Source organism: Salibacterium qingdaonense (assembly GCF_900114715.1).
GTDB classification, from domain to species: Bacteria; Bacillota; Bacilli; order Bacillales; family Marinococcaceae; genus Salibacterium; species Salibacterium qingdaonense.
The window spans coordinates 148889-165212 of record NZ_FOTY01000002.1; the positions used below are offsets into that span (position 1 = coordinate 148889).

A 16324-nucleotide genomic window follows, 5' to 3' on the forward strand; every position below is an offset into this window, starting at 1 on the left:
CGAAGGAAATAATACTTGTGAGTAAAGGAGATTGCTATGCTCAGTTGGGAAGAACGCCGCCAGATCGTGAAAGTAGCCAACCTATATTACTTTGACGGCTGGACGCAGGCCCGGATTGCAAAAAAAATGAATGTATCACGACCGGTGATATCCAAATTGCTTCATAAAGCAAAAGAGGACGGTATTGTAGAGGTTTACATTAAAGATGAAAGCGCTCAAACGGTAGATCTCGAACAAAAGCTGGAAAAAAAGTTCGATCTTGATGAAGCCATTGTGTTATCAACGAGCGGATTTACACCGGAGATGACGAAACGCTTTCTGGGAAAAGTCGGTGCTTCCTATCTGTCGCGCCAGCTGGATGATAATAAAACACTCGGCTTGTCGTGGGGGACGACTATTGCTTCTCTCGTCGATGAATACCCTTACGAACGCCGTGACAATGTCCAAATTGTACCGCTCGTCGGCGGGATGGGGCGTTCTCATGTCAACATTCATTCCAATTCGCTGGCATTTAATCTGGCAAAAAAAATGAATGCAGCCTGCTCTTATCTTTACGCTCCAGCCATCGTAGAAACAGAAGATTTAAGAGATCGTCTGATTCAGTCCAAGGATGTAGCCCATGTTCTGGAATTGGGTAAGAATGTAGATATAGCCGTTGTAGGTATGGGGGACCCGTTTAAGAATTCGACGATGGAAGAAATCGGCTATCTCCATCCAGAGGATCTCCACTCTCTGAGAAAAGCAGGAGTGGTAGGCGATATCAGTTCCAAATTTTTTGATGCCGTTGGTCAGGAAGTCGATCATCCTCTTAATCACCGCGTCATAGGACTGGGATTGCAGGATTTGAAGAAAATACCAAAAGTCATCGGAATTGTGGAAAGTCTGTACAAACTCGAAAGCATTGAAGCGGCGCTGAGAGGTGGTTACCTCGACGTTCTTATCATTGATGACCGGACAGCGCAGGAATTAGTGGAAAATTAAAAAGGAGGCAGCGGCAGCATGTCCGTATACTTTGAAGCAGATGTAACAACCATTGGTCCGGAAGTGGAGCTTATGCTTGAGGATAACATTTTGATTTTGTTTAACGAGTCCGCGACAGAGGATCTTAAAGAAATATCCGTTATTCACAACGGCACAACCGTTTCGGAAATGATTGAAACCGGAGATGAATTTGTGATTGATGGAACCCCTTATAAGATCCTGTTTGTGGGAAGTAAAGTAAATGAAACAATGAATGATTTAGGTCATGCCACCCTTCAGTTCAACGGGGAATCAGAATCGGACATGCCGGGCACTGTGTGTCTGGAAGACGGTATTCGCAATGAAATAGCATCCAGTTCGAAATTACAGTTTCGCAAAAACAGCTGAAGGAGGCAGAAAAAATGCTCGGAATGAATAGAAAACTATCAGCATTTGAAACCGAGGGGAAGTATATCAAAGTAGGGTTAATCGGCGCTGGGCAGATGGGCCGCGGTATGATATCCCAAATTGAGGGAATGAAAGGGATGAAGGTGGTAGCAACAGCTGATATAAATATTTCTAATGTTATCAATGCGTATAAGTATGCCGGCATCCCTGAAGAAAACATTATTCAGACAGAGAAAGAAGAAGAGGCTGTACGCGCCGTGGAAGAAGGGAAAGTCACAGCTTTTTCCGAGGCAGAAAAAGTGGCTTCCCTCCCTTCTGTAGATGTGGTCGTGGATGCGACCGGCATTCCGAATGTCGGAGCGGCAATCGCCTGGGAGGCCATCCTGAACCGAAAGCACATTGTTATGCTGAATGTGGAAGCAGATGTGACAGTCGGCCCGGTTCTGAAAAAACTGGCGGACAGCGCTGGAGTCGTTTATACCGGATCGGCCGGGGATGAGCCGGGAGCGGTAATGGAACTTTTTGATTTTGCGGACGCCCTTGGATTTGAAGTAATAGCGCTTGGTAAAGGAAAAAACAATCCATTGAATCTCGAAGCGAATCCATCAACGGCGGCGCAGGAGGCAGAAGAAAAAGGAGCCAGCCCGAAAATGCTTGCTTCCTTCCAGGACGGTACGAAAACGATGGTGGAAATGAATGCGGTGGCAAACGCAACCGGTTTCATTCCGGATCAGACAGGAATGCATGGATTCAGCGCAACAGTGGATGAGCTGGCGGACATTTTTCAACTGAAGGACAATGGCGGACAGCTCCATCATAAAGGTATTGTAGAGTACGTACAGGGAGTGGCTCCCGGCGTTTTTGCCATTATTACATCTCATAATGAAGAAGTTCATGAAGAACTCCAATATGTAAAGCTTGGAAACGGCCCTCATTATACGCTCTACAGACCTTACCATCTGACTAGTCTGGAGACACCGCTTACAGTGGCACGTGCCTTTTTTGACAAGGAACCGACCATTGCACCAAATTATGATCGTCAGGCTGAAACTGTGGCCACCGCGAAAAAAGATTTGAAAGAGGGAGAATTCCTCGACAGTATCGGCGGGTACAGTGTATATGGTACGTTGATGGAAAAATCAGAAGCCGATGGTGCTGAAGCATTTCCTATTGGTCTGGTGGATGCCAATGTAAAAGTAATGCGTGATGTACAAAAAGGAGAAACATTGACGTATAATGATATTGAGCAGACAAAAGAATCCACCATCTGGAGACTCCGCCGTCTCCAGGAACAGTAAGCGGACTGCTCCATGATGGCGGGGGATCTGATGCATGAAGAAGAGGTGAGTAACGTGAAAACGCACGAAATGCAGGCGGACCTTTACTGTATTCAATGCAGAGAAGAGACTCCTCACGTCATTCAGTATATAAATGAAGAAATATCGACTATCACCTGCCGCCGGTGCAGCCGGGTTGTGGACATCGACATTGATATTATGAACGAACTGTACGATGAGGTGTATCAGCGTATCACGACAAAGCCGGCCCGGCTTTCAAAAGAATCCCGGGAGGATTTGAGTCACTTCTTTTTTTCCCTGCCAAGCCGTGTCATCAGTAAACCGTACAGGTTGTTCAGGGACGCAAATGACACCCAGAAAGCGATACGGCGTTACCGAAAATAATGAAGAAGGCGCTGCCGGAGTGAGGCGGCGCCTTTCTTACGTTTGAAAGGCTGAAAGAAAAGGAAAGAATGGATGAAAGGAGGTAAAACGATGATAAAAAAAGTTATAAAATCCATTGTTCTCGGGTTTTTATTAAAGAAAGGGAAACAGATGATTTTCAGGCGGAAGTCATGATCTCCGGATAACTAATGAATCGTTTCTATGTGTCTGATTAGAGGCCTATTGGTGATTACTCAGATTGGAAAACTGTGTTTTCACCCCTGACATGCTAAAATAGGGAAAAAGGGGTGATGTACAATGGATTCTCAAGCTCCGGTTATTCATCATCTGGCTGCCGGACGTCCACAGGACATTCAGGATCAACAAGGACATGCTTTCCGAACAGGTATAAGGAAACAGAAGGCAGACAACATGGTGTTGAAAAAATCAGGCATTACAGGTAATGATGTGGCGGATAAAAAAAATCATGGCGGCACAGACAGAGCGGTCTGTATCTATCCTTTGGAACACTACGGCAAATGGGAAGAAGAATTTGAGAGGAAACTTGATCAGGCGGCGTTCGGAGAGAATATGACCGTGGCAGGCATGACGGAGGACATGGTGTATATCGGCAATACATACCAAGTCGGCAGCTCCGTCATTCAAGTGACCCAGGGGCGGGTGCCTTGTCTTAAAATCGACAGGCGTACCGGATGCGATGGTCTGATGAAAAGGTTTATCGCAACCGGATTTACCGGTTTTTTCTGCAGAGTACTGCAGGAAGGGGTGATACAGGCAGACTCACGCATCGAATTAGTGAAAGAAGACGCACGCCGTATCAGTGTTCTGTATGCCAACAACATTTATTTCCACGAGCGCGGCAATGTGGATGCAATGAAACGTATTCTCAACGTTCCCCCGTTGGCAGAGCAGTGGCGTAGTAAACTTGAAAAAAGGATACAAAACCTCAAGTAGTATTTTTGCGCTGATGCAGCACGGCATTGATTTCCCCGCCGATAACAAGTGTGAGCCCCGTGAGAAACAGCCACAGCATCAAAACAATGACACCCCCGAGGCTTCCGTAAGTTGCCGAATAGTTGCCAAACTGCTGTACATAAAAAGAAAATCCGGCGGAAATCAACTGCCACATCAAAGTCGCTGCTGCTGCACCGGGAAGGACGTATTTCATCGGAACCCGGGTGTTAGGGCCGAAATAATACAGGCTGCAGAGCAGTGCAATCATGACGAGGACACTTAACAGGCGGCGGACCATCTGGAGAAGAACCTCTGTGTGTTCCTGCACCGGGAGGTACGAGGTTACCGTTTGTAGAATCACATTTCCAAAAATGGATAAAACAAAAATAAGGATAAGAACGACCAGCAGCGCGAACGTTAAGAGAATGGATAACAGCCTGGTCTGCCAGAAAGCCCGTGGTGTTTTCACATTGAAAGCCTGATTCATGGCTTTTATAAATGCATTGAGACCGGTGGAGGCAGACCAGATTGTACCGATAATACCGAATGTAAGCAGCCCGGTGTTCTCATTTTGAACAATGCTGAAGACATTCTCTTCAAGCATTGCAGCTGTCCCGTCAGGCAGCGCTGACTGCAGGAGACTCATGACTTCTCCTGCTTCTATGGAAAAGTAGGGGAGTATCGAAAGGGATAAAATAAGCAGCGGAAACAAAGACAGCATATAATAAAAAGCCTGTTCTGCCGCAAGACCGAAAGCCCTGTCTTCATTCATTTCCCGAAGCAGCGTTTTAAAAAAATGATTCACGGTATGTATTCCCATAGCAGCATCCTCCTTTTCTCATGCCATTCCCCGTCTTGTCCTTTATTAACCTCTTTGTTCATAGGGAGGTGTTTGCATATAGGGGTGACCGGGAAAGCTGATATTAAAACAGAAGAGAGGGTGTCACAGAAATGATTCGAACTATACTTATGATAATCGGTCTTATTGTTGTTATCAGCGCTTTATGGAATATCTTGTTTTAAAAAGGAGGGAGTTCCCCCTGTAAAGGGACTCCCTCTTTTTGCATACCGCTGTGAAATACATATGCTTTAGTGATTAATGAGCTTTTTCAAACGTTTTGCAGTCGGTTTCCTGTTCATTTGAAGCCTGGCTGCCTTTGTGGCTGACTACATAAATCTGATCAGCACTGCAGCGATTCCCTTCCTCCCAGTAATCACAATTGTGAACTTCGCAAAGTACGTCCTGTGCTATGCTCATCACCCCCTTACTCTACTATGCGGGAAAAACAAACAAATTAAACATGAAAAAAATGCATGAAATTCCCCGCTATTCACAAACTAGGCATAGCAGCTGAAAAGGAGGAAATTGTGGATGAGACAAAAATGGATGTTAATACCTGCGGCAGCAGCTGCGCTTTTTCTCTCGGGAGTCCCTGCAGGAGTGAGCGCAGAAGAACAACAGGAAGAGCGGCAGATTGAGTTGACAGAAGCCCAGCAAAAAGAACTGGCTGAGATTCATTCCAGTATTCTGGAGAAAAGGAAAACATTAATTGACAAATATACCGAATTCGGCGTCGTACCGGAAGAAAAACGGGAACAAATGAAAGAACAGCTGGAGGAAGGTTATGCCAAACTGGAAGAGCGTCAGTTTATTCCCCCGCACCCCCATCACTGGAAAAAAGAAAAGGAAGAGTAAAAAGCCTTTCCCCTCTGAAGCAGGGGAAAGGCTTTTTACTGATAGGAATGAAATAAAACGACGAAAAAAAGAAGTTTAAAAAAATACTGAAAGAGAAATGAAGAAAGCAGAACGAATTGTTAAGATTGTAAATGTATCTTTAAGAAAGGACAGGATACCAATGCAGCAGGAGATTCAGGATTTTGTTAATAATATAAAGGTGGAAGAGCAGGCAAACCGCGTTTTCACGCCCGCGGAAATTAACGAAGAATTGTATGACGGGGAAAAGGCGCTTGAAGATGTGCTCGCCGCCTGTGAAAAGCTGGCTGAGGACGGAAAGTTAGCCAGAGCGGAAGGGAAAACCGAAGACGGATATAAAGGACAGCTTTTCACTACAAAATAAATCAGGCAAAGGCGGCAATCCAATAAAGGTTGCCGCCTTTCACATAAATGAGCGATTTTGAGATTTTCACATATTTTTTTATACTATTATGCCTATATTTGAGGAAATGAACATAGTCCATTTGTGACATGTATGATATAATTCTGAAAGTCAATAAAAAGAGGTTAATTTTTTCGTTAAGATTGTAAAAATAATTGTAAGAGAAAAAACATTTAAGAATCAATAAGAACTATCATGTTTGTCTCAAACTAGGAGGATTACACATGAAAAAAGTAATTACGTACGGCACCTTCGATTTACTGCACTGGGGCCATATAAATCTACTGAAACGCGCCAAGGATCTGGGAGATTATCTAATTGTAGCGATTTCTACAGATGAATTTAACGCCATAAAAAATAAAAAAGCGTATTATCCTTATGAACAGCGCAAGTTAATTCTTGAAGCTGTCCGGTATGTAGATGAGGTCATTCCGGAAAATGAATGGAATCAAAAAAAGAAAGATCTCCTGCATCATGATGTGGATTTACTCGTGATGGGGGATGACTGGAAAGGAAGCTTTGATCATCTGGCTCCTTTCTGTGATGTCATATATCTCCCAAGAACCGCCAATATTTCGACTACAAAGATTAAAAATGAACTGCTTCTTGCGAATGCTTATTAAAAAAGAGGGATTTTTTTCTCTCTTTTTTTGTTTTTTCCCTCCTGAACATTATATAATGAACCGAGTGGAAAAAAAGCACCGGTATGAATAAAGAGGGGTAAAGAGTTGTATGAATAACCGCCTGAAAAAAAAGTTCAACAAACGAGTGAAAAAGCCGTTAAATCAACGGAAAAAGAAGTATCTGAAGAAATGGAAGAAGTTTAAAAAGTCCAAAACAATCAGAAGCATGTACCGGAAGGTTTTCGGTTTAATTGGAAAGCTGCCGAAAAAAGAAAACATTATCGTTTTTGAAAGTTTTCTCGGCAAGCAGTACAGCTGTAATCCGCGTGCTGTGTATGAAGAACTGAAGCAGGAGGATCGTAACTTCACGTATTACTGGAGCATCGATCACCGGTTCCGGCACTATTTTGAAAAACACGGCGTGCGTACAATACATCGTTTTTCACTGCGTTGGTTTATCGTGATGATGAGAGCGAAATACTGGGTTTTTAACAGCAGGCTTCCGAAATGGATTCCAAAACCTGCCGACACTGTTTACCTTCAGACCTGGCACGGCACTCCGCTGAAAAGGCTGGCACTTGACATGGAAGAGGTCTATATGCCCGGCACGTCAACGGAAACGTACAAGAAAAATTTCGTAGCTGAGGCCGGGAGATGGAGTTACCTCGTGGCACCAAACGAGTATTCTGCTCAAATATTTGAAAGGGCCTTTGCCTTTGACCAGACAATGCTGAAGACCGGTTATCCGAGAAATGATTACCTGTTCCATTACAAGCAGGAGGACGTCGATGCTGTAAAGGAACGGCTTGGTGTGCCAAAAGGCAAAAAAGTGGTATTATACGCTCCGACGTGGAGGGATAACGAGTACCATTTTATCGGAAAATATAAGTTCAACGTGCAGCTGGATATGGAGAGGATGAAAGAAGAACTCGGAGAAGAGTACTTCCTGATTTTCCGTCTTCACTATTTGATTGCCGATCATCTTGACCTCAGAGGCTGGGAAGATTTCGCAGTGGATGCGTCCCGTTATGAAGATATCCGTGATTTATATATCATCAGTGATATGCTGATTACAGACTATTCTTCTGTCATGTTTGATTACGGGGTGCTGCAGCGTCCGATGATTTTTTATGTATATGATATCGATAATTACCGGGATACGCTGCGTGGTTTTTATTTCGATTTTGAAAATGAAGCCCCGGGACCGCTTGTGAAAACGACAGAGTCGCTGGTGGAAGAAATTAAACACGCCGATACCATCCGCTCGAGGTACGCGGAACCTATCCGACACTTTGAAGACTCTTTTCACGCGCTGGAAGACGGGAATGCTGCCAAGAGAGTGGTAGAAACTGTTTTTCCAGAGGATTAAGCAGTTGAAAAAGAGGGGATTAAAATGAAAGCAATCCTGAAGATTGCAAAAGAACTCTGGGAGAATATAAGATTAATCAATCGTCTCGCTCTTTATGAAGTAAAAATAAAAAACAACAACAATTATCTGGGGGAAGCCTGGGAACTGATTACCCCCCTCTTTTTTATGGCGATTTACTGGTTCGTGTTCGGTTTTGGTATCAGAGGGGAAAACAGTGCTGTAGGCGGCATTCCTTACTTGAGCTGGATGTCGGCGGGCATTACGATCTGGTTTTTTGTTCATCCCGCCGTGACACAGGGGTCCAAAGCTATTTATACAAAGATACGTCTCGTGTCAAAAATGAATTTTCCATCCAGTATCATTCCGGTGTACGTCATGATTTCAAGACTCTATCCGCATCTTTTGATACTGCTTTTGGTCGTGATCTACATGCAGTTCACAGACTATAAGGTATCGATTTATTATCTTCAGTTTCCGTATTTTATCGTAAGTATGCTGATGCTCATTACATCAGTTCTGTTGATAACGTCGACACTTACAACCGTCATCCGCGATATCCAAATGTTTATTCAGTCGACGATACGTGTGTTTTTATATATCAGCCCTTTTCTCTGGGTATCGGATACACTTCCTGCCTTTGTTCAGGATCTGATGAAGCTCAATCCTCTGTATTATCTGGCCGAAGGGTACCGGGCCGCTTTTTTCGGAGGGTCCTGGTACATGGTGGAGCACTGGCAGTACAGCCTTTATTTCTGGGCGGTTGTCGTTGTGTTATTCGCGGCGGGGGCGCTTCTTCACACCCGTTTTCGAAAGCATTTTATTGATTTTCTGTAGACAGGGAGGCTGGTCTTATGCAGTCCGCGGTATCGGCGAAAAACATTACAAAAACATTCAAGTTATATGCCGGCCAGTCGGAGCGTTTGAAAGATCTCGTACTCCCCGGGGAGTACGGGGAAGCATTCTATGCGCTCCGGGATGTTTCCTTTGAAGCAGAAGAAGGAGATATTATTGGTCTGCTCGGAGTGAATGGATCCGGAAAATCCACGTTGTCCAATATTATCGCGGGAATCGTACCACAGACGAGTGGAGAACTCACTATTCACGGGGAGCCGGCCATTATCGATGTCTCTTCCGGATTGAACAATAAACTGACCGGAAGGGAAAATATCGAAATGAAATGTTTAATGCTTGGCTTCACCCGTAAAGAAATTAAAAAGCTGGAGCCGGAGATCATTGAATTTGCTGAAATGGATAAATTTATCGATCAACCGGTGAAATCGTATTCCAAAGGTATGAAGTCAAGGCTTGGATTTTCGATTAACGTCAGTATTGACCCGGAGATTTTAATTGTCGATGAAGCGTTATCGGTCGGGGATAAAGCTTTTGCCAAAAAAAGTCTTGATAAAATGCAGGAATTCAAATCACGCGGCAAAACGATGTTTTTTGTGAGCCATTCTCTTACGCAGATGAAAGAATTCTGCACGAAAGCGATTTGGCTGGAATTCGGAGAAATAAAAAAATCCGGGACGCTGCAGGAAGTGGCGGAGGACTATGAAGCGTTTCTGCAGGATTATAACACCTGGTCTAAAAAAAAGCGCAAAGAGTTCCGTCAGCAGGGGTTTGCCAGACAGAGCAATCCAAAAAACGGGCGGAAGACGGCAGAGTAGACACACTCACAAATGTCAACTTACAATATGGTAGGTTGACATTTATTTTTTTCTCGTTTACATTGTGTTTTATAGATGGACAGGAGGAGTTTACAATGAATACGAGAAATATGATGTATATGGCTATGTTTGCTGCAGTCGTTGGAGTGCTGGGTCTGCTTCCGCCGATACCGATTCCTATGACCCCGGTTCCTGTTACAGCTCAGACACTAGGTGTCATGCTCACCGGTTCGCTGCTTGGTGCCAAGCTGGGAGGAGGAAGCATGCTTCTTGTGGTTGCTTTAATTGCGGTCGGCATGCCGATACTCTCCGGCGGAAGGGGAGGTCTTGGCGTTTTGCTCGGACCTAGCGGCGGCTATATATTGTCCTGGCCGGCAGCTGCGTTTGTAACGGGGTGGATTACGGAAAAGATGCTTCCTCATCTCCGGATGCCCGGTGCATTGGCTGCGAATATAGTGGGAGGACTTCTGCTCATACATATATCCGGTACACTGTATCAGACTTTTATTTCGGATCTTTCCTATCAGGGCGCTCTAATTGGCACTCTTGGATTTCTCCCGGGAGACACCCTGAAAGCAGTTGTGGCTTCTTATGTGGCAGTCCACATTGCCCGGCGCCAACCCTTCCTATTGAAAGAGAAAGAGTACAGGAACAAAAAAGCAGGTTAGGGGGACAGTCATGTCCATTGCTGCTTCCATCAGAGAAAACGCCAAATACTACCCGGATAAAACAGCCGTCTTCTGTGACGGCAGAGCCATTTCCTATCAAGAGCTGGAGGATACCACAAACTGTATGGCGCAATGGATGCACCAGAAAGAACGGAAAGCCGGAAACGGGTATTCGAAAGCGGCGGTCCTTCTGCCAAACAGTCCGGAATTTCTCGAGATTGTTCTCGGCACAGCAAAAGCAGGCTGGATGGTGGTCACGCTGGATCCTAAATGGAGCAGCGAAGAAATAACAGCCGTACTTAAACAGACAGAACCGGACTATTTGTTTCTGGACAGTACATATGACGCCTATTTCAGCGAGTGGCAAAAGGTCACCCGGATCATATCGCTGCATGTCGGGGTCAAAGAAGTCCCAACTGATGAAAGACCGTGGGACGCTGCCGAAAATATAGACGTTCCCCTTTCCGAAGAATTGCCTATGTCCCTGTTTTATATGGGATTTACCTCCGGCTCTACAGGCATGCCAAAAGGGTTTATTCGAACACAGCAATCATGGATGACAAGTTTTCAGGAAGGGGACAGGGAACTGAAAATTCGGAGGCTGGACAAGGTAGTTGTTCCCGGTCCGCTCGTCCATTCTCTCTTTTTGTTTGCCGCGCTCCACACCCTTCACGCCGGGGCAGTCTGTTACATCGAATCATCTTTTCAGGCAGAGAGGCTTCTTGAACGCTGCCGGCAGGAATCCATCACGGTTATGTACGGGGTGCCGACGATGTATGAGGCTTTGGGTCAAATCGTAGAGCGGGAACATAGCCAAAACATGCCGCTCTATAAATGCATCATTTCCGGAGATCGGTGCTCCCCTGCTGCACTGGAGAAGCTGCGTTCGCTTTTTCCCGGAGCGGAGTGGATGTCGTTTTACGGTTCTTCCGAACTCAGCTTTGTTGCCATCTGTAAAGGGGAGGATGTAATGAAGCGGACGTCCGCTCTTGGGTACCCCTTTTCCACGGTGGAATTTTCGATACGGGATGAAAGAGGCCGGGAGGTTCAGCCGGGAGAAGCCGGAGAATTATTTGTCAAAAGTCCGATGGTATTTTCCGGCTATGAGCATGAACCTTTCCCTGTTCCGAAGAAATGGATTCCATCAGGTGATATCGTCCGGGAGGAAAAGGACGGCCTGTTATGTCTGGTTGGCCGTCGTAAAAATAAAATCATCAGCGGAGGTCTGAATATATTTCCAGAGGAAGTTGAAACGCTGCTCAACTCCCATCCGTCTGTGAAAGAAACAGCGGTGACAGGGCTGACAGATGAGTATTGGGGGGAAATAGCAGCAGCGTGCATCGAACCTTCATCAGGCGTCCGGACGGAAACGCTTCATCTGGAATTAAAACATTACTGCCGGAAGTACACGGCTTCCTATAAATGCCCGAAACAATGGGTGATGATTGAGGAAATGCCGCTTACAACCAGTGGGAAACCGGCAAGGAAAAAGGCAGCCGCCCTCATTAAAAAGAAAGGGGTAAAGATATGAGCCGCAAACCTGTTATTGTATGCTGCGGACGTACACCGATAGGAAAAGCAGGAGGAAGTCTCCGTCAGATCGCACCGGAACGGATGGCGGCTGCTGTGTTTTGCCATCTGCTGGAGGAAACCGGAGTTCCGGCTGAAGACATCAATGATGTGGTGCTCGGAAACGTGATTGGTCCAGGAGGTAACCTTGCCCGTCTTTCCGCACTTGCCGCCGGTTTTCCGGTGAGTGTGCCGGGAGTGACCGTCGATCGTCAATGCGGTTCAGGAATGGAAGCCGTCTCACTTGCTTCCCGCCTGATACAAGCCGGAGCAGGAGATGTATATATAGCAGGCGGTGTGGAAAGTGTAAGCCTCGCTCCATGGAAAATGGAAAAGCCGGGTAATCACTATAAGGAATATCCCCGCTTTTATGAAAGGGCTCGTTTTTCACCGGAAGAAATCGGAGATCCGAATATGGGCACAGCAGCTGAACGAACGGCTGAAGTATACGGGATTTCAAGGCAGGATCAGGATGCTTTTGCTGCAGAAAGCCACCGTAAGGCTGTCCATGCACGGGAGCAGGGTTGGTACAACGAAGAAATCGTTCCTCTCCCGGGAAGCGGCGAGGATGAAGGCCCCCGTACCAATATCAGCCCTTCCCTGCTTCAAAGGATGCCGCCGGCTTTTGTCGAGAAAGGCACCGTTACAGCGGGTAATTCCTGTCCGGTTAATGACGGAGCAGCCGCTGTCCTGCTTATGAGTGAAGAAAAAGCAGAGGAATACGGACTGGCTCCTGAACTGGAGGTTGTCGATACCGCTGCTGCCGGTGTCGATCCAAATATTCCGGGACTCGGGGCAGTACCGGCCGTTAAACAGTGCCTTGCAGACAACGGACTGCACATAAATGACATCAGCCAAATGGAGTTTAATGAAGCGTTTGCTTCCCAGACACTCGCCTGCCTGCGCGAACTTTCCATGCCGCTGGATAACGTAAATACCGGCGGTGGAGCGATTGCGCTTGGACATCCTTACGGGGCATCCGGTGCGGTTAATATTACAAGACTCTGGTCGGAAATGAAAAGAAGGCAGACAAAGATCGGGATTGCGGTTATGGGAATCGGAGGAGGAATGGGAACGGCTGTCCTGTGCAGGAACAGAACGGTAGCAGAAGGAGAAAAACGATGATCTCCCCGGCAAAAGTAGGGAAGGCTGTCCGTGAATCTTTTATGATAACCGATTTCGACATCAAAGCCTGGGCTTCCTGTCTTAGAGACACGCATCCGCTCTATCATAATCCGTATGCAGCGAGGTCTTACGGTTATGCTGATGTTCTCATGCCCCCGACATTTCCGATGTATTTATGGAACAGGATAGTGAAACCGTGGGATCAGATATCAAATCGAATAATACTTGAAAAACAGGATTTTCGTTTCGGCAGCCCAATTACAGCAGGCATGATGACCGATGTTTCCATTACATTATCAAGTGTGGAAGAGGTGTCTCTTTTTTCCGGAACGTTTCAGCGTGTAACGGAGACCTTGCGTATGACGACAAAGAACCGGATCAGGCTGGAAGCAAATACCGTTACGCTGCGGCCGCTCGATGAACGACGTCAGCAGAATAACAAATCCCGGACATACAGGCAACGTATAGAGAGGGATGCTGTTCCCCTTGTTTTTTCGAAGCCGTGGATTACCGAATATGCACAATGTTCCGGCGATGACCAGCCTGTCCATACGGACAGAAAAGCAGCGGAGGGCGCCGGTTATCCAGCCGAAATTGTGCAGGGAATGTTGATCATGGGGGCTTCTGCGTGCTGCATGCACGAACGGCTGGAGCAAAAGGGATATATCCAACGGTATTGGCATCGTTTCCTTTCTCCGTTAACAGCAGGAGAAACACTTTATGTGCAGGCATCTTCGTCAGGAAGCATAACATCACGGACACTGGATGGAAAACCGGTCGCCCGGGGAGGGTTTCAATAAGAGCGGGAGGCCCAGTCGGAATACTGCCCGCTGCCGTCGCACCCCGGGCAGTAAAGAGGATCCGTGTAATAATATTCATTCGGCATCAGGTGAATCCCCCGTCCCCGGCAATCCGGACATTTCCCCTGCTGTTCCATTTCAGAGATTCGTTTTTGTTTAGACTTTTCTCTCCATTCCGTCCATTTGCTCCAAAGATTCATGCAGCTCACCTCCTTTTCACCCGGATTGCACTATTTCAAGGCGCCATGCGCTTTTGTTAATTAGTATGCTTTTTTTGCAGTGTATGTATACGCGGAGAAAAAGGAGATTTTTCTGTATGGAAAAAGGGTAATAGAAAAAATGATGATATATATAAATTCATGCTGGAGGGAATACGATGAAACGAACAGGTATGGCGGTGGCTTTGACAGCAGGGCTGTTTATCTCAGCCACCGGGTCTGCGCTTGCGCAGTCTTTTGATGATGTATCACAGACCTTTTGGGCGGAAAGTGAAATCACCTATCTATCGGATCAGGGAATCATTTCCGGATACGAAGACGGAGATTTTCACCCTAATGAGCCGGTGAAGCGCAGTCAGGCTGCGGCAATGATAGTGAAGGCTCTGGATTTGGAAACAGGAAATCGGCCGTCTCCCGGTTTCTCGGACATAACCCGGGATTTTCACGCCTTTGAAGAAGCGGCGGCTGTGAAAGATGAAGAAATAATTACAGGGAACGATGGCAGGTTTCTACCGAATAACTCATTGAAAAGAGGACAGATGGCTGCCGTACTGAACCGTTCTTTTGATTTTTCGGATGGAGAGGGTTCGAATTATTTCCGGGATGTTGAAGAAGGTGATGTGTTTTTCCATGATATTCAGGCTATTGCCCAGGCGGATATAACCACGGGATATCAAGATGGAACATTCGGGCCGAATGAAAATGTCACTAGAGCACAGTTTTCTGTGTTTCTCGCAAGGGCTCTTAGTCCGGAGCAGTTCGTGGAGCCGGACCGGACAACATATATAAATGAACGTTTTAGTTATGAAGTGACCTATCCGGATGACTGGACTGCCGCTCAGGAAGCTGATAATGGAGATGGAAAAGTTCTGCACAACGATACAGCTTCCACCATCCGTGCTTACGGAACACACCATATGGAAAGTACTGCACCGGACCTTTCGAACTATCAGGAAGTCACTCTCCAAAATGGAGATAAAGCGCATTATCAGTCGAAAAGGGAAGATAATACGATCACATTTGATCTCGTCCGCATTGAAGACGATATAGAGTACCATGTGAGTGGAGAAGTATCCGAAGCATTTTATTCCACAAATAGTAACGAAATCCGGGATACGATCTATAGCTTGAAAACGGTAGATTAAACAGTTCAGGACCGTTTTCACGCGGTCCTGATTTTTATGGCCGGCTTGTTGGTTTGCAGAAGAATTGTGTTATAATAACAAAGAAGCAAACGTGTAAAATGAATGAACATGACTTTTACCACAAAAATGAATACCCAAGGACATGAAGGAGGAACAACATCGTGATGGACAAAGATGCAGTACAACAGGTCGTTGAAACTCTTCCGGAACTGGATCGGGACGTATACACATTCATGCAGGAGAAATACGATGAACTCGAACAGGCCGGAGAAAAATATGATGTAGCTGCTAATGATACGTATGTAGAAAAAAAAGCAGCAGAGAATTTCAGCGTTTCTGAAGAAGAAGCGGGTACCATTTTTGCTAGAACAGAATCGCAGATAAGACGTCTGCAGGAGGAAAGAGCATCCAGATAATGGATGCTCTTTCCTGTAGAACGGCGCTTGAAAGGGGCAGGTAGAACGGCGCTTGAAAGGGGCAGGTAGAACGGCGCTTGAAAGGGGCAGGTCTATATGAAAACAGAGCAGCGGATGGAAGAATCAAGAACAATACAGACACGGCTTGTGCTGCCGCCGGATACCAATCATCTGCAGACCATTTTCGGAGGAAAGGTTATGGGTTATATTGACGAGATTGCAGCACTGTCCGCTATGAAACACTGCAGCAGTATCGTTGTTACCGCTTCAATGGATTCGGTGGATTTTCTTTCCTCGGCGAAAGCGGGAGAAGCACTTGAACTGGAAGCCTTTGTGACATCCACCGGACGGACATCGATGGAAGTGTTTGTACGGGTATATTCCCATGATTTGTTGACAAATGAAAAACGCTTGACTACTCAGTCGTTTTTGACGATGGTGGCTGTGAACGAAGAAGGACGCCCTATCGAAGTGCCGGGTGTCATCCCCGTTACAGAGGAAGAAAAACGGCTCCATGAATCAGCTGCTGCGCGCAAAGAGTACAGAAAGAAGCGCAGTGATGTGCTGTAAGCAGAATATTTCCTTAATCTAGCTGACATTTGG

At 46.1% G+C, this 16324-nt stretch carries 21 protein-coding genes; 18 read left to right on the top strand and 3 right to left on the bottom strand.

The window, feature by feature from the left end:
- Positions 1-36: 36 nt before the first annotated feature.
- From BM058_RS02330 to BM058_RS02350, 5 genes are all read left to right on the top strand, one after another.
- Positions 37-981, top strand: a complete 945-nt coding sequence (locus BM058_RS02330) for a sugar-binding transcriptional regulator (RefSeq protein WP_090925425.1) — start codon at positions 37-39, stop codon at positions 979-981.
- An 18-nt stretch (positions 982-999) separates the two neighbouring features.
- Positions 1000-1368: a PTS glucitol/sorbitol transporter subunit IIA gene (locus BM058_RS02335; RefSeq protein ID WP_090925426.1), complete on the top strand. Its 369-nt coding sequence runs from the start codon at positions 1000-1002 to the stop codon at positions 1366-1368.
- 14 nt (positions 1369-1382) lie between these two features.
- Positions 1383-2666, top strand: a complete 1284-nt coding sequence (locus BM058_RS02340) for an NAD(P)H-dependent oxidoreductase (RefSeq protein ID WP_090925427.1) — start codon at positions 1383-1385, stop codon at positions 2664-2666.
- Positions 2667-2678: 12 nt separating this feature from the next.
- Positions 2679-3050 (top strand): bh protein, encoded by a 372-nt coding sequence (locus BM058_RS02345; protein WP_245736792.1) that lies wholly within the window; start codon positions 2679-2681, stop codon positions 3048-3050.
- 297 nt (positions 3051-3347) lie between these two features.
- Positions 3348-4004: an MOSC domain-containing protein gene (locus BM058_RS02350; protein WP_090925428.1), complete on the top strand. Its 657-nt coding sequence runs from the start codon at positions 3348-3350 to the stop codon at positions 4002-4004.
- On the opposite strand, the gene BM058_RS02355 is transcribed toward BM058_RS02350, so the two are convergent.
- Positions 3997-4824 (bottom strand): YihY/virulence factor BrkB family protein, encoded by an 828-nt coding sequence (locus BM058_RS02355; RefSeq protein WP_090925429.1) that lies wholly within the window; start codon positions 4822-4824, stop codon positions 3997-3999. The two genes, BM058_RS02350 and BM058_RS02355, sit on opposite strands and share 8 nt — an antisense overlap.
- Positions 4825-5100: 276 nt before the next feature.
- Positions 5101-5256, bottom strand: a complete 156-nt coding sequence (locus BM058_RS02360) for a DUF1540 domain-containing protein (protein WP_090925585.1) — start codon at positions 5254-5256, stop codon at positions 5101-5103.
- Between the two features lie 120 nt (positions 5257-5376).
- Between BM058_RS02360 and BM058_RS02365 the strand changes: the two genes are divergently transcribed.
- From BM058_RS02365 to BM058_RS02410, 10 genes are all read left to right on the top strand, one after another.
- A complete protein-coding gene (locus BM058_RS02365; RefSeq protein ID WP_090925430.1) occupies positions 5377-5700 on the top strand; it encodes a DUF2680 domain-containing protein in 324 nt (107 codons plus the stop codon).
- A 160-nt stretch (positions 5701-5860) separates the two neighbouring features.
- Entirely contained in the window at positions 5861-6082 is a 222-nt protein-coding gene (locus BM058_RS02370) for a hypothetical protein (protein WP_090925431.1), read from the top strand.
- 263 nt (positions 6083-6345) lie between these two features.
- Positions 6346-6744: a glycerol-3-phosphate cytidylyltransferase gene (gene tagD / locus BM058_RS02375; protein ID WP_090925432.1), complete on the top strand. Its 399-nt coding sequence runs from the start codon at positions 6346-6348 to the stop codon at positions 6742-6744.
- A 109-nt stretch (positions 6745-6853) separates the two neighbouring features.
- A complete protein-coding gene (locus BM058_RS02380; protein WP_090925433.1) occupies positions 6854-8113 on the top strand; it encodes a CDP-glycerol glycerophosphotransferase family protein in 1260 nt (419 codons plus the stop codon).
- Positions 8114-8137: 24 nt separating this feature from the next.
- Complete coding sequence (locus BM058_RS02385; protein WP_090925434.1) at positions 8138-8947, top strand: ABC transporter permease; 810 nt, start codon at positions 8138-8140, stop codon at positions 8945-8947.
- Positions 8948-8964: 17 nt separating this feature from the next.
- Entirely contained in the window at positions 8965-9780 is an 816-nt protein-coding gene (gene tagH / locus BM058_RS02390; protein ID WP_090925435.1) for a teichoic acids export ABC transporter ATP-binding subunit TagH, read from the top strand.
- Between the two features lie 95 nt (positions 9781-9875).
- A complete protein-coding gene (locus BM058_RS02395; RefSeq protein ID WP_090925436.1) occupies positions 9876-10448 on the top strand; it encodes a biotin transporter BioY in 573 nt (190 codons plus the stop codon).
- A 10-nt stretch (positions 10449-10458) separates the two neighbouring features.
- Complete coding sequence (locus BM058_RS02400; RefSeq protein WP_090925437.1) at positions 10459-11979, top strand: AMP-binding protein; 1521 nt, start codon at positions 10459-10461, stop codon at positions 11977-11979.
- Entirely contained in the window at positions 11976-13142 is a 1167-nt protein-coding gene (locus BM058_RS02405; protein WP_090925438.1) for a thiolase family protein, read from the top strand. Before BM058_RS02400 ends, BM058_RS02405 begins: the two co-directional genes overlap by 4 nt.
- Complete coding sequence (locus BM058_RS02410; protein ID WP_090925439.1) at positions 13139-13942, top strand: MaoC family dehydratase; 804 nt, start codon at positions 13139-13141, stop codon at positions 13940-13942. The genes BM058_RS02405 and BM058_RS02410 overlap by 4 nt, the downstream gene beginning before the upstream one ends.
- Here the strand turns inward: BM058_RS02410 and BM058_RS02415 are convergent.
- Entirely contained in the window at positions 13936-14142 is a 207-nt protein-coding gene (locus tag BM058_RS02415; RefSeq protein ID WP_090925440.1) for a hypothetical protein, read from the bottom strand. The genes BM058_RS02410 and BM058_RS02415 overlap by 7 nt on opposite strands.
- Before the next feature lie 176 nt (positions 14143-14318).
- Here BM058_RS02415 and BM058_RS02420 point away from each other — a divergent pair, with 176 nt between their 5' ends.
- The 3 genes from BM058_RS02420 to BM058_RS02430 all read left to right on the top strand — a co-directional run bounded on the left by BM058_RS02420 (position 14319) and on the right by BM058_RS02430 (position 16291).
- Positions 14319-15305: an S-layer homology domain-containing protein gene (locus BM058_RS02420; RefSeq protein WP_090925441.1), complete on the top strand. Its 987-nt coding sequence runs from the start codon at positions 14319-14321 to the stop codon at positions 15303-15305.
- 161 nt (positions 15306-15466) lie between these two features.
- Positions 15467-15721: a hypothetical protein gene (locus tag BM058_RS02425; RefSeq protein WP_090925442.1), complete on the top strand. Its 255-nt coding sequence runs from the start codon at positions 15467-15469 to the stop codon at positions 15719-15721.
- Positions 15722-15817: 96 nt separating this feature from the next.
- The gene (locus BM058_RS02430) at positions 15818-16291 is read left to right on the top strand and encodes an acyl-CoA thioesterase (protein ID WP_090925443.1); all 474 of its coding nucleotides are present in this window, start codon (positions 15818-15820) and stop codon (positions 16289-16291) included.
- The last annotated feature ends 33 nt before the right edge of the window (positions 16292-16324 follow it).

What these genes read in the sequence shown, in the direction of transcription:
- BM058_RS02340 (WP_090925427.1), top strand. Translation starts at nt 1,383, where the DNA reads ATGCTCGGAATGAATAGAAAACTATCAGCATTTGAAACCGAGGGGAAG.
- BM058_RS02420 (WP_090925441.1), top strand. Translation starts at nt 14,319, where the DNA reads ATGAAACGAACAGGTATGGCGGTGGCTTTGACAGCAGGGCTGTTTATC.
- BM058_RS02395 (WP_090925436.1), top strand. Translation starts at nt 9,876, where the DNA reads ATGAATACGAGAAATATGATGTATATGGCTATGTTTGCTGCAGTCGTT.
- BM058_RS02370 (WP_090925431.1), top strand. Translation starts at nt 5,861, where the DNA reads ATGCAGCAGGAGATTCAGGATTTTGTTAATAATATAAAGGTGGAAGAG.
- BM058_RS02415 (WP_090925440.1), bottom strand. Translation starts at nt 14,142, where the DNA reads ATGAATCTTTGGAGCAAATGGACGGAATGGAGAGAAAAGTCTAAACAA.
- BM058_RS02350 (WP_090925428.1), top strand. Translation starts at nt 3,348, where the DNA reads ATGGATTCTCAAGCTCCGGTTATTCATCATCTGGCTGCCGGACGTCCA.
- BM058_RS02430 (WP_090925443.1), top strand. Translation starts at nt 15,818, where the DNA reads ATGAAAACAGAGCAGCGGATGGAAGAATCAAGAACAATACAGACACGG.
- BM058_RS02405 (WP_090925438.1), top strand. Translation starts at nt 11,976, where the DNA reads ATGAGCCGCAAACCTGTTATTGTATGCTGCGGACGTACACCGATAGGA.
- BM058_RS02365 (WP_090925430.1), top strand. Translation starts at nt 5,377, where the DNA reads ATGAGACAAAAATGGATGTTAATACCTGCGGCAGCAGCTGCGCTTTTT.
- BM058_RS02400 (WP_090925437.1), top strand. Translation starts at nt 10,459, where the DNA reads ATGTCCATTGCTGCTTCCATCAGAGAAAACGCCAAATACTACCCGGAT.
- tagH (WP_090925435.1), top strand. Translation starts at nt 8,965, where the DNA reads ATGCAGTCCGCGGTATCGGCGAAAAACATTACAAAAACATTCAAGTTA.
- tagD (WP_090925432.1), top strand. Translation starts at nt 6,346, where the DNA reads ATGAAAAAAGTAATTACGTACGGCACCTTCGATTTACTGCACTGGGGC.
- BM058_RS02335 (WP_090925426.1), top strand. Translation starts at nt 1,000, where the DNA reads ATGTCCGTATACTTTGAAGCAGATGTAACAACCATTGGTCCGGAAGTG.
- BM058_RS02385 (WP_090925434.1), top strand. Translation starts at nt 8,138, where the DNA reads ATGAAAGCAATCCTGAAGATTGCAAAAGAACTCTGGGAGAATATAAGA.
- BM058_RS02380 (WP_090925433.1), top strand. Translation starts at nt 6,854, where the DNA reads ATGAATAACCGCCTGAAAAAAAAGTTCAACAAACGAGTGAAAAAGCCG.
- BM058_RS02330 (WP_090925425.1), top strand. Translation starts at nt 37, where the DNA reads ATGCTCAGTTGGGAAGAACGCCGCCAGATCGTGAAAGTAGCCAACCTA.
- BM058_RS02410 (WP_090925439.1), top strand. Translation starts at nt 13,139, where the DNA reads ATGATCTCCCCGGCAAAAGTAGGGAAGGCTGTCCGTGAATCTTTTATG.
- BM058_RS02355 (WP_090925429.1), bottom strand. Translation starts at nt 4,824, where the DNA reads ATGGGAATACATACCGTGAATCATTTTTTTAAAACGCTGCTTCGGGAA.
- BM058_RS02345 (WP_245736792.1), top strand. Translation starts at nt 2,679, where the DNA reads ATGATGGCGGGGGATCTGATGCATGAAGAAGAGGTGAGTAACGTGAAA.